Origin of the sequence: Pseudomonas sp. NFACC51 (assembly GCF_900103575.1) — a bacterium.
Lineage (GTDB): Bacteria > Pseudomonadota > Gammaproteobacteria > Pseudomonadales > Pseudomonadaceae > Aquipseudomonas > Aquipseudomonas fluorescens_Q.
In genome coordinates this window covers 108151-119187 of sequence record NZ_FMXH01000001.1, presented here as the reverse complement: position 1 = coordinate 119187, position 11037 = coordinate 108151, and the positions used below count along the sequence as shown (strand labels likewise).

Here is an 11037-nt window from a genome sequence, read left to right as displayed (position 1 = left end):
GCTGATCGTCTGCTGGAACGTCGTGTCGCCGAAGGTGGCTCCGATCGCCTGATCGAAAACCGCGTATGAGTTGCTTGACCGCAATGCCTGGAAATATCGCAAATCATGTGCAACACCCCCCGTGGCGAGGGAGCTTGCTCCCGCTCGGGCGCGCAGCGGCCGCAACCTTCACGCAGCCGCTGCGCAGTTCACCCGACACACCGCTCCAGAACACTCCCAAACCAAACCCATCACAGTAAAAGCCCGGCCTCATCCGCCGGGCTTTTTCATGCCTCAACGCCTGGCTAGCGCCCCGTCGCCCGCGCCATGCATCGCTGATAACGCTCATCCACCCGCTTGGCAAACCATGCCGTGGTCAGCTTGCGCGTGATCTTCGGGCTCTTGAGCACGATCCCCGGCAATACCGCCCGAGGCAACGCCTTGCCCTCGGCCTTGTCAGCCAGTTCGAACACACGCTTGTAGAGCTTGCTGTCCTCGAACGCCAGACTGTCACCCTGCTCCAGTTGATCGCGGATGGTCGGGTTGCGCATTCCCAGCGACTTGCCCAGCGTGCGCACCGCCAGTTCCGTGCTGCCTGGCATGATGGAATCGTGGGCGATCAGATCGCCGTCCAGCGCCAGGGAAATGCCCGATGCCACACTCACCGCATGCTGGAAAGCTGCGTTGCGGCTGGCGTACCACCCGGCATTGAAATCGGCAAAACGATACAACGGCTCGGTGTAGCTCACCGGATAGCCCAGTAAATGCGCGATGCCGAAATACATCCCGCCACGACGGCTGAACACTTCGCGACGAATCGACCCCTCCACCGCATAGGGATAATTGCGCGCATTGGCCTGGGCAAACGCGATGCTGACCTGCATCGGCCCACCCGTGTGCACCGGATTGAAACCGCCAAACAGTGTCTTGCCCAGCGGCACCATGCCGATGAAATCATCGAAAATCCCGCTCAGCTCTTTCTCGCTGCGTGCCGCATTGAGCCGATCGCTGTAGCTTTTGCCGTTGGGCGAACGCACCTGGAGTGCGCCACTGACCAACAGCTCCGGAATGTGCACCTTCGCCGCACGGCGGTTGATCTCCTGACGAGCGATCTTGCCCAGCCCCGGCACTGGCGGATCGGATTGGAACGTCGACTCCTGTTCGGTCACCGCCAGGACAGCACAGATGTTCTGCGTCGTAGAGGGAATCTGCTGGGCCGCAAAGGCCACGTAGATGTCAGTCGCCCAGCCTTCGCGATCCGCAGTCTTGGCCGGCAACAACTGCACGATCTGCTTCTTGACCTCAGCGGGCTGACGCTCAGGCTCCTGCGCCTGACGGCTGCCGCAACCGGCCAAGGCCAGCAGCGCAGCAAGGCTGATCATCAATCGGTTGAATTGCATGGTGCTCCATCGGGTTCGTTATTCCAGAGCAACCATACGATCAAAAGTGGATGCGGGCTATGCCCAATGTGGGAGCGAGCTTGCTCGCGATGGCGGTGGCACGGGCACCACTGATGCAAGTCGAGATCAGATCCCGCTCAGCGCCAGGTCCATGGCGAAGTAGGTGAAGATCAGGTCTGCCCCCGCCCGCTTGATTGCGCCAAGGCTCTCGCGTATCACGCGGCCCTCGTCGATGGCGCCAGCCTGGGCGGCGAACTTGATCATCGCGTATTCGCCACTGACCTGATAAGCCGACAGCGGCAGGTTCGAAGCCTGGCGAATGTCGCGGATGATATCGAGGTAAGCACCGGCCGGCTTGACCATCAGTGCATCGGCACCTTCCTGCTCGTCGAGCAAGGATTCGCGCAGCGCTTCGCGGCGGTTCATCGGGTTCATCTGGTAGCTCTTGCGGTCACCTTTCAACGCGCTACCGCCGGCCTCGCGGAACGGGCCATAGAGTGCCGAAGCGAACTTGGTGGAATAGGCCATGATTGCCGTCTGGCTGAAACCGGCTTCATCCAGGGCCCGGCGAATGGCCTGGACCTGCCCGTCCATGGCCGCCGATGGCGCGATCACATCGGCACCGGCGCGGGCCGCCGCCACGGCTTGCTTGCCCAGGTTGACCAGGGTCCGGTCGTTGTCCACTTCATCGCCGTGGAGCACACCGCAGTGACCATGATCGGTGTACTCACAGAAGCAGGTGTCGGACATCACGACCATCTCCGGCACCGCGTCCTTGCAGATCCCGGCCATGCGCGACACCAGGCCTCGCTCGCTCCAGGTATCGCTGCCATCGTTGTCCAGGTGATGGGACACACCAAAGGTCATCACCGATTTGATGCCGGCACGGGCATAGCGCTCGATCTCGCCGGCCAGTTTCGATTCTGGGATGCGCACCACACCGGGCATGCTCTTGATCGGCACAAAATCATCGATTTCTTCTTCGACAAAAATCGGCAGCACCAGGTCGTTCAAGGTGAACTCGGTTTCCTGGAACAGGCTGCGCAGGCTTGCATTGCGACGCAGACGGCGTGGACGTGCTTCGGGGAACTGGCTGGACATGGGACTCCTGGGGCAAATAGGTGCGCGATCACAGGGGGCAAAGCTTATGCCCTGGTCGGCCAGGGCACAAATACCGGCTGGAAAATAGCGTGTTACCAGCCGGGCAATAATCCCCTCACACGGTCAGCGAGCCATTGATGCACGTCACCACCGCGCCGCCAATCCAGACGTCATCGCCCAATTGCTCGACATGAATGCGCCCTGCCCGGCCCATCGTCAGCCCCTGGCTGACCACATAGGATGTCGGCGCCAAGCCCTTGGCCAGCATCCATTGCGCGAGCCCGGCGTTCAGGCTGCCCGTGGCGGGATCCTCCGGCATGCCATCACCGGCGATGAAGCCTCGCACTTCAAAGTGCGCCTCATCGCCATCCACCGCCCGATCCCAAGGTGCGATCACGCCCACAGCCAGATCCAGCAACTGAGGGTAATCGGGGTCGAGCGCCAGGACCTGTTGGCGATCCTTGAGCATCAAGGCCAGCCAGCCGGCACCGTTATCGACCCATTGCGCCTCGACAATCGCCTCGGCTGCGAGCCCCAACCCCTTGCGCACCCGCTCCAGCAGGTCGGCCTCCAGCGGACCGGACTTGAGCAAGGGCGGTGCGAGGAATGCCAAGCCATGATCACTGCGGCGAATCCTGACCAGGCCGATGCCACATTCCTGCACGATCTCCTGCCCTTTGGGCACGCCTCCGGCTTCCAGCCAGGCGTGACAACTGCCCAGGGTCGGATGCCCGGCAAACGGCAATTCGGTCGAGGTGGTGAAAATACGCACCCGGTAATCGGCTTCCGGGTGCTGTGGCGCCAACACGAATGTGGTTTCGCTGAGGTTGGTCCAATTGGCAAAAGCAGCCATGCGCGAGTCACTGAGCCCATCGGCCCCCAGCACCACCGCCAGCGGATTGCCCTTGAGTGGCACGTCGCTGAACACATCCAGTTGCTTGTAATCGAATCGGCGAATCGTCGGCTGACTCATTCCGGAATCTTCAGCCCGCGCGCCACAGCCGGTCGAGCCAGGAAGCGCTCCAGTACCCGCGTCACGTTGGGGAAATCCTGGATACCGACCAAATCACCGGCCTCGTAAAAGCCGATCAAGTTGCGCACCCAGGGGAACGTGGCGATATCAGCGATGGTGTAGCGCTCGCCCATGATCCAGTCGCGCCCTTGCAGACGGCCATCGAGCACCTTGAGCAGGCGTTTGCTTTCCTCGACGTAGCGATCGCGCGGCCGCTTGTCCTCGTAGTCCTTGCCGGCAAGCTTGTTGAAGAACCCCAACTGCCCGAACATCGGCCCGATGCCACCCATCTGGAACATCAGCCACTGGATCGTCTCGTAGCGCGCCGCCGACTCCTGGGCCAGCAACTGCCCGCTCTTGTCCGCCAGATAAATCAGGATCGCCCCCGACTCGAACAACGCCAACGGCTGGTCGCCCGGCCCATGGGGATCGAGAATCGCCGGGATCTTGTTGTTGGGGTTCAGGGAAAGGAACTCGGGCGATAGCTGGTCGTTGCTGGCGAAGTCCACTTTGTGGGGCTCGTACGGCAGGCCGATCTCTTCCAGCATGATCGAGACCTTCACGCCGTTGGGGGTGGGCAGGGAGTAGAGCTGGATCCACTCCGGGAACTGGGCAGGCCATTTCTCGGTGATGGGGAATGGGGTCAAGTCGGGCATGGGGTCGGCTCGGAAATGAAGGAAAGCCCGAGGATAATCCAAGATGTACGGGACGGCATCACTGCCCATCACGGAATTCACATCGGCTTTTCTTAAATCCGCAACATCCTGTCGCTAACATTCGCCCTGCCTCCCCACAGGAGGCCTTACAGTGCACCGGGACCAGCCAGGATCGAACCAAAGGGCTTGAAGAGACTCTGAGCAATGCCCCCGAGGATTCAACGCGGCGTAACGACAGGGAAAACACCCGAGGCCAGCCGCTTCGCGGTGCCAGGGTTTGTCAGCCTGACTCAAGAGTGCTGAAGAATAACTATTCGATGATGAACCCACTGAATTTCGCCAGACGCTTCAAACACCGCTCGTGGCTGCTGCTGCCGACGCTGCTTGTGGTCTGTGGCCTGGGGTTGGCGCTGGAATCCAGCATCAGCCGCGCCCAACCAGCCGACGGCGTGCAGACCCTGGTGTTCCTGCGTCATGCCGAGAAACCCGCCGGTGGCCTGGGCCAGCTCAACTGCCAGGGTCTCAACCGCGCCATCGACCTGGCCACCCTGCTGCCGGAAAAATTCGGCAAGGCCGACTACGTGTTCGCGGCCAACCCGACCCGCAATGTCGAAGAGGGCGAGCTGGACAATTCCTATAGCTATATTCGCCCGCTGATGACCATCAGCCCCAGCGCCATCAAGCTCGGGTTGCCGGTGAACATCAATTATTCGGCCAACGACACCAGCGACCTGGCTGAGGAACTGCTGCACGACAAGTACCACAACGCCACCATCTATACCGCCTGGTCCCATGGCTACCTGCCGGAACTGATCAACACGGTCGCCGCAGAGGCGGTGGGCAAGAAGCAAACCATTACCGATGACTGGGCGTCAGGCGATTTTGACTCGCTGTACGTGCTGACCCTGACCTGGCACAACGGCAAGGCCAGCCTCACCAGCCAGAGCTACAAGCAGGGCCTGGATAATGGCCAGAAGACCTGCCCGACCTGATCAGTCGCCACGCCCTGCAGGAGCGGGCTTGCTCGCGAAGACGATGGCAGTCGGCATCACCGCCAACTGATCCACCGCTTTCGCGAGCAAGCCCGCTCCCACAGAGTTGAGGGTGGATGCCGAACCTGTGGTCACCCTCCCCGGGCCGCCCGCTCCCGCAGATATTCCAGCACCGCCGCCTGCTCTCCCGAGAACTCGATCCGCAAGCCCTTCTTTTCCCGCTGGAACACGTACATCGGGTCGTAATACTCACGCAGCAAACCCTCGATCCAACCGCGATGCACGTCGACGGCACCGCTGTGGGCCTGCTCGGCCAGGGCGGTTTCCAGGATGTCCTTCAAGCGCCGGTGACGGTCACCGCCCAGGCGCTTGTGGATGTTGTCCAGGCTTGCCAGCAATCGCTCGGAAAACAGTGCGAAACCTTCGTCGCCATGTACGGCGACAAATTCAGCGCACAGGTCGATGACGTAATCCTGCAGGATCCGTTCGACCCGATGCTCCAGGCTGTCTTCCAGCCAGACCATCGGAACCTGCTGCATGCGCTGGTACAAAGGTAGCGGCAAGGCGCAACTGCCGACCGCACGGCTCTCATCCTCAAGCACGAATTGTTCGATGCCGCTGGCGCGTTTTTTCAGTACGTCCACGGCCAGGCGGTTTTCAAAATCGATGTTGGAAGGCTGGCCGGTGGCGCGTTTGCCGAAGCTGGAACCGCGATGGTTGGCATAACCTTCCAGATCCAGGCTGTTGCTCAGTTGAGCCAGCGCTTCGGTCTTGCCGGTGCCGGTCATGCCGCCCAGCAGCACCAGGTCGCACTGGGCAACCGCCTGTTCGACCGTGTCCAGCAAAAAGCTGCGCATGGCCTTGTAGCCACCGCCGACCCTGGGGTAATCAATGCCCGCTTCGTCCTTGAGCCACTGCTGGACGATCTGCGAACGCAAGCCGCCGCGAAAGCAATACAGCAGACCGTCGGGATGGGTCTTGGCGAACTCGGCCCAGGCCTGGATGCGTTCGGCCTTGATTTCACCGGACACCAACTGATGCCCCAGGACAATGGCCGCCTGCTGCCCCTGCTGTTTGTAGCAGGTGCCGACGCGTTGCCGTTCGCTGTCGGTCATCAACGGCAGATTGACCACGCCGGGGAAGGCGCCCTTGATGAATTCGACCGGGGCGCGTGTGTCCATCATCGGCCGGTCATTGAGGAAGATATCGCGGTAATCGGTGAGGTCATGGCTCATCAAGACACCTCGACCGCGTAACCCTGTCGCTCGACCAGTTCGCCGATAGGTTCCAGCGCCAGCCCGAGTTCAGCGGCAACCCGCAGGAACTCACCCTCGCCGTCAGGGGTGACGGCAATCAGCAGGCCACCGCTGGTCTGCGGGTCACACAGCACGCGCTTGTGCAGTTCCTGGACCCGACCGACCTTGCTGGCGTAGCTGTCGTAGTTACGCAGCGTACCGCCCGGCACACACCCCTGGTCGAGGTAGTACTCGACACCCGGCAGGCGTGGCACCGCGTCATAGCGGATGCGCGCGGTCAGTTGGCTGCCGTCGGCCATTTCCACCAGGTGACCGAGCAGGCCGAAACCGGTGACGTCGGTCATCGCCGTCACACTGTCGAGCTTGCCGAAGCGGCTGCCAGGTTTGTTGAGGGTACACATCCAGTCACGGGCCAGGCCGACATCGGCGGCGCGCAGCTTGCCTTTCTTTTCCGCCGTGGTGAGGATGCCGATGCCCAGGGGCTTGGTCAGGTACAGGCGGCAACCGGCGGTGGCCGTGTCGTTGCGTTTCATATGGCGCTTTTGCACCAGGCCTGTGACCGCCAGGCCGAAAATCGGCTCAGGCGCGTCGATCGAATGCCCGCCGGCCAGGGGAATACCGGCCTCGTCGCACACGGAGCGACCGCCGCGAATCACTTCCCGAGCAATTTCCGGGGCCAATACGTTGACGGGCCAACCGAGAATCGCAATGGCCATCAGCGGGTCACCGCCCATGGCGTAGATGTCGCTGATGGCATTGGTGGCGGCGATGCGACCGAAATCGAAAGGATCATCGACAATCGGCATGAAAAAATCGGTAGTCGAGACCACCCCGCGCTCCTCGTCGATGGCGTACACCGCAGCATCGTCCCGGGACGCATTGCCGACCCACAAATTGGGATCAAGGTTCTGCGCACCGCTGCCGGCCAGGATCACTTCCAGTACCTGGGGCGAAATCTTGCAGCCGCAACCGGCACCGTGGCTGTACTGGGTCAGGCGAATCGGCTCGCTCATGGGCATACCTCTGGTCAGTCAAGATGGCCGATTCTATCAGCAACGCCACCGCCTCAGTGCCGCGTCGATCACATGCCCCCTGCAACACGTTGGTGCCCCTTCACCCGACACTGCCGAATTCGGTGCACCGAGCCTGACCAACACGACAGGAAAAAAGCCTGAACCCCATGCATTTCAAGCCAATACAAAAAATTGGTACGACATGTGCAAACGTTTGCGCAATCGATCCTACCCAGCGGATCGATGGTTTTTCTTAACCACGGAACCGGGCTTCGGCCCGCACGAACAAGGACTTTCCATGCACTGCACTTCCCGGTGTCGCGCTACACCCGGCGTATTGGCAGCCGCCCTGCTACTGACCGCCGTTACCGGACTACTCAGCACCACGACCCAAGCCCAGACCGCCGAGGCGTCCGCCCAGGGCGAAGCCCTCAGCCCCGAGGCCACCCCCTCGAAAAAAGGCGCCTACCTGTCAGACTGGTACAACCAGGACCTGACGCTCATCGGCAGCAAGGACATCAGCTTCGGCCCGCAACCGGTCGACGATGTCTATCTGGAATATGAATACTTCGGACGCAAAGGGCCCTTCGAGCTCTATGGCTACGTCGACATTCCAAAGATTTTCAACATTGGCAACAGTCACGACAAAGGGGTGTGGGACCACGGTTCTCCCGTGTTCATGGAGCACGAACCGCGTATTTCCATCGACTACCTGGCTGGCCGCAGCCTGGCCATCGGGCCGTTCAAGGAATGGTATGTGGCGTTCGACTGGATCTACGATCACGGCAGCAACAGCGCCAATCGCGCGAACACCTTGTACAGCGGGCTGGGCACCGACATCGACACCCACTCGAGGGTCAACCTGTCGGCCAACTTCTATGGCCGTTATCAATGGGAAAACTATGGCGCCAGCAATGAATATTCCTGGGACGGCTACCGCGCCCAGCTCAAATACATCGTGCCGATCAGCCAGTTCAGCAACGGCGCATCCCTGACTTACATTGGTTTCACCAACTTCGACTTCGGTTCGGACCTGCACAAGGACAACCCCGCCCGCACCGCCAACGCGACGGTCGCCACCAACGTTTTGCTGTATTCGTTCACGCACCTGCGCTTTACGCTGGTGGGCCGTTACTTCCACAACGGCGGCAACTGGCAGGACGGCAGTGAGCTTAACTTTGGCGACGGCAACTTCCGCGCCCGCTCCGATGGCTGGGGATACTACGCCGGGGTTGGCTATCAATTCTGAGCAAGCTGTAGAAGCACCACTTCGAATCCATGGAGGTCACGAATACATGATCAATCGCCTGTCTATTTCAATCGGCCTGGCCTGCACGGCTCTGTACTGCTCGACCGCCGGGGCCGCACCGCCACTTCAACCCAAAGTGATGCTAATCACCATGTTCGCTCCTGAAGCGCAGAACTGGATCGATCGCCTCGAACTCAAGACTGAAATCCGCGTGCCGGGACTTTCCGCCGAATACCCGACGATCCGCTGCAATGCCGAACGAGTCTGCCTGCTGATTACCGGCATGGGCCAGACCAACGCGGCGGCTTCGACCCTGGCCCTGGCGCTCTCCCCGACCGTCGACCTGCGCAAAAGCTATTTCCTGGTGGCCGGGATCGCCGGCATCAACCCGCACCACGGCACGCTTGGCACAACCGCCTGGGCCCATTACCTGGTGGAGTTCGGCACCCAATGGGAGCTGGATTCGCGGGATGTGCCCAAGGACTGGCCTACCGGCTACCTGGGCATCAACACCAAGGGGCCGAACGAAAAACCGCCGCTGGACTACAAGACGGAAGTCTTCGAACTCAACCCGGCCCTGCAAGCCAAAGCCTTTGCCCTCAGCCAGAAGGTAACCTTGGCGGAAAGCAAGGAATCGGCGGCTTGGCGCTTGAAGTATCCGTATGCCCCGGCCAACCAGCCGCCGGTGGTGACCCGCTGCGACACCCTGGCCGGTAACACCTGGTTCTCCGGTACGCGCCTGAGCGAGCGCGCCGAAGTCTGGACGCGCCTGCTCACCGACAACAAAGGCGTCTACTGCACCACCCAACAGGAAGACAACTCCACCTACGAGGCCTTGCTCCGCGCCAGCCGCGAAGGTCGGGTGGACATCAACCGGCTGGCCGTGCTGCGGGCCGGGTCCGATTTCGACCGCCCCGAGCCCGGCGGCAACGAAGTGGACAACCTGCTCAAATACGCCGACCAGGGCGCGTTCGTCCCGGCGCTGGAAAACCTGTTCCGCACCGGCAACCCGCTGGTGCAGGACATTGTGAAGAACTGGTCGGTGTGGAAGGACGGCGTGCCTGGCGTCTGATCTGACGAGTGCCTGTTTGGAATGGCCCCCTGTGGCGGAGGGAGCTTGCTCCCGCTGGGTCGCGTAGCGGCCCCGGCTTTTTGCGGCTGCTTCGCAGCCGAGCGGGAGCAAGCTCCCTCGCCACAGGGAAAATGAGAACGGCAGAAGTTGGGGCTAATCTCTACAGATCACCCAATGGAATTTTCCATCCCGGGCGGGATCATTTGAACATCAACCGCGCGTACCCAGGAGACCGCCGATGCCTCTCGCCCGATCCTCCGTCGACAGCACTCACCTTGACTACGGTCTCGACACGCTGCTTGGTCGCAATACCAAAAGCATCAACTGTCAGTACGAGGTCAAGCACCTCGACGACGACAAACCGGTGTGGTTCGTGTTGCACGTTCATCCACCGATGCCGGACGACCTGGACAAGGCCCAGATCGTGACGTTCTACGCCGAGGGCCGGCACCTGAGCGGCATCGTGCGAAGTACGAAGCGCCTGGCCGACGACAGCCTGCAATTGGACGTGGAACCCGACTGAGTGCTCCAGGCCGGGTTCCCACGGTGATCGAGCGGGTCCTTACGTATATCGCGAAGTGCTCAGTCGAACTTGACCAGATTCAGCACCGGCAGCGGGCCGCCCGGGAATTGGGTCAAGCGCGCGCCGACACTCAGGGGGCCCAGGTCCACCCCGAAAAAGCCCAGGCGTTCGATCAACTGCGCGACTTCACCCCGTGCCTGCGCGTCGTCACCGGTCAGGAACAGCACCCGCTTGCCGCCTTCGGACGTCGGGTCTGCCTCCAGCAGGCGCGCCAGCAGATGATTGAAGGCCTTGACCACCCGTGCGCCCGGCACCCACTCGCTGAACACCTCGGTCGAGGCCCGGCCCTGGAGATCCACGGCCTTGAACCCCGGCACTTCGATCGCGTTGTTGGCGTCGATCACGATTCGCCCGGCAAAATCCGGCAAACCGCCCAGCGCCTGGGGCAACTTCGACCAGTTGACCGCCACCAGCACCATCGGCTGGGCGGCGGCTTCCTCCACGGTGCCGGCGCGTACGCTAGGACCGAGATCAGCCACAAGCTCGGCCAGGCTTTGCGGGCCACGGCTGTTGGCAATCACTACGTTGATGTTCTGGCGGGCCAGGGCGCGGGCGAAAGCACTGCCGATGGCGCCGGCGCCAATGATGCCGATGGTGTCGATGCTGCTCATGTTTTGTGTCCTCAAGGTTGGATAAGCCTGGCGGTAATGTCCGCCGTTGAGGTGCATGGTGCCCTTGCCATTACCTCTTGATTAGCCGGTAATATGGCGAATCATTTTCAAGC

The 11037-nt window shown here is 61.6% G+C and carries 11 protein-coding genes; 4 read left to right on the top strand and 7 right to left on the bottom strand.

The window, feature by feature from the left end:
* Nucleotides 1-284: 284 nt before the first annotated feature.
* The 4 genes from BLT00_RS00600 to BLT00_RS00585 form a co-directional block, all read right to left on the bottom strand.
* On the bottom strand, nt 285-1379 hold the full coding sequence (locus tag BLT00_RS00600) for a DUF1615 domain-containing protein (protein ID WP_092145490.1): 1095 nt from the start codon (nt 1377-1379) through the stop codon (nt 285-287).
* Nucleotides 1380-1505: 126 nt separating this feature from the next.
* On the bottom strand, nt 1506-2480 hold the full coding sequence (gene hemB / locus BLT00_RS00595; protein WP_063322069.1) for a porphobilinogen synthase: 975 nt from the start codon (nt 2478-2480) through the stop codon (nt 1506-1508).
* Nucleotides 2481-2595: 115 nt separating this feature from the next.
* A complete protein-coding gene (locus BLT00_RS00590) occupies nt 2596-3438 on the bottom strand; it encodes a PhzF family phenazine biosynthesis protein (protein WP_092145711.1) in 843 nt (280 codons plus the stop codon).
* An 11-nt stretch (nt 3439-3449) separates the two neighbouring features.
* Complete coding sequence (locus tag BLT00_RS00585; protein WP_092145709.1) at nt 3450-4148, bottom strand: glutathione binding-like protein; 699 nt, start codon at nt 4146-4148, stop codon at nt 3450-3452.
* 317 nt (nt 4149-4465) lie between these two features.
* On the opposite strand from BLT00_RS00585, the gene BLT00_RS00580 reads away from it, so the two are divergent.
* Complete coding sequence (locus BLT00_RS00580) at nt 4466-5140, top strand: histidine phosphatase family protein (protein WP_092145488.1); 675 nt, start codon at nt 4466-4468, stop codon at nt 5138-5140.
* A 131-nt stretch (nt 5141-5271) separates the two neighbouring features.
* On the opposite strand, the gene mnmH is transcribed toward BLT00_RS00580, so the two are convergent.
* Nucleotides 5272-6375: a tRNA 2-selenouridine(34) synthase MnmH gene (mnmH, locus tag BLT00_RS00575; RefSeq protein WP_092145486.1), complete on the bottom strand. Its 1104-nt coding sequence runs from the start codon at nt 6373-6375 to the stop codon at nt 5272-5274.
* Nucleotides 6375-7409 carry a selenide, water dikinase SelD gene (gene selD / locus BLT00_RS00570; RefSeq protein ID WP_092145484.1) on the bottom strand — a complete coding sequence of 345 codons (1035 nt, stop codon included), beginning with the start codon at nt 7407-7409 and terminating at the stop codon, nt 6375-6377. The genes mnmH and selD overlap by 1 nt, the downstream gene beginning before the upstream one ends.
* 298 nt (nt 7410-7707) lie before the next feature.
* On the opposite strand from selD, the gene BLT00_RS00565 reads away from it, so the two are divergent.
* The 3 genes from BLT00_RS00565 to BLT00_RS00555 all read left to right on the top strand — a co-directional run bounded on the left by BLT00_RS00565 (nt 7708) and on the right by BLT00_RS00555 (nt 10253).
* Nucleotides 7708-8658, top strand: coding sequence for a nucleoside-specific channel-forming protein Tsx (locus BLT00_RS00565; protein WP_003200049.1), 951 nt, complete (start codon nt 7708-7710; stop codon nt 8656-8658).
* 46 nt (nt 8659-8704) lie between these two features.
* Nucleotides 8705-9730: a purine-nucleoside phosphorylase gene (locus tag BLT00_RS00560; protein WP_092145482.1), complete on the top strand. Its 1026-nt coding sequence runs from the start codon at nt 8705-8707 to the stop codon at nt 9728-9730.
* Nucleotides 9731-9968: 238 nt separating this feature from the next.
* Nucleotides 9969-10253: a hypothetical protein gene (locus tag BLT00_RS00555; RefSeq protein WP_063322077.1), complete on the top strand. Its 285-nt coding sequence runs from the start codon at nt 9969-9971 to the stop codon at nt 10251-10253.
* 59 nt (nt 10254-10312) lie between these two features.
* Here the strand turns inward: BLT00_RS00555 and BLT00_RS00550 are convergent, their stop codons facing one another.
* Entirely contained in the window at nt 10313-10915 is a 603-nt protein-coding gene (locus BLT00_RS00550; RefSeq protein ID WP_092145707.1) for an NADPH-dependent F420 reductase, read from the bottom strand.
* Nucleotides 10916-11037 lie beyond the last annotated feature (122 nt).

Bases quoted from the DNA above. Each gene is read 5' to 3' on its own strand.
- selD (WP_092145484.1), bottom strand. From the start codon at position 7,409: ATGAGCGAGCCGATTCGCCTGACCCAGTACAGCCACGGTGCCGGTTGC.
- hemB (WP_063322069.1), bottom strand. From the start codon at position 2,480: ATGTCCAGCCAGTTCCCCGAAGCACGTCCACGCCGTCTGCGTCGCAAT.
- BLT00_RS00580 (WP_092145488.1), top strand. From the start codon at position 4,466: ATGATGAACCCACTGAATTTCGCCAGACGCTTCAAACACCGCTCGTGG.
- BLT00_RS00600 (WP_092145490.1), bottom strand. From the start codon at position 1,379: ATGCAATTCAACCGATTGATGATCAGCCTTGCTGCGCTGCTGGCCTTG.
- BLT00_RS00555 (WP_063322077.1), top strand. From the start codon at position 9,969: ATGCCTCTCGCCCGATCCTCCGTCGACAGCACTCACCTTGACTACGGT.
- BLT00_RS00560 (WP_092145482.1), top strand. From the start codon at position 8,705: ATGATCAATCGCCTGTCTATTTCAATCGGCCTGGCCTGCACGGCTCTG.
- BLT00_RS00585 (WP_092145709.1), bottom strand. From the start codon at position 4,148: ATGCCCGACTTGACCCCATTCCCCATCACCGAGAAATGGCCTGCCCAG.
- BLT00_RS00565 (WP_003200049.1), top strand. From the start codon at position 7,708: ATGCACTGCACTTCCCGGTGTCGCGCTACACCCGGCGTATTGGCAGCC.
- mnmH (WP_092145486.1), bottom strand. From the start codon at position 6,375: ATGAGCCATGACCTCACCGATTACCGCGATATCTTCCTCAATGACCGG.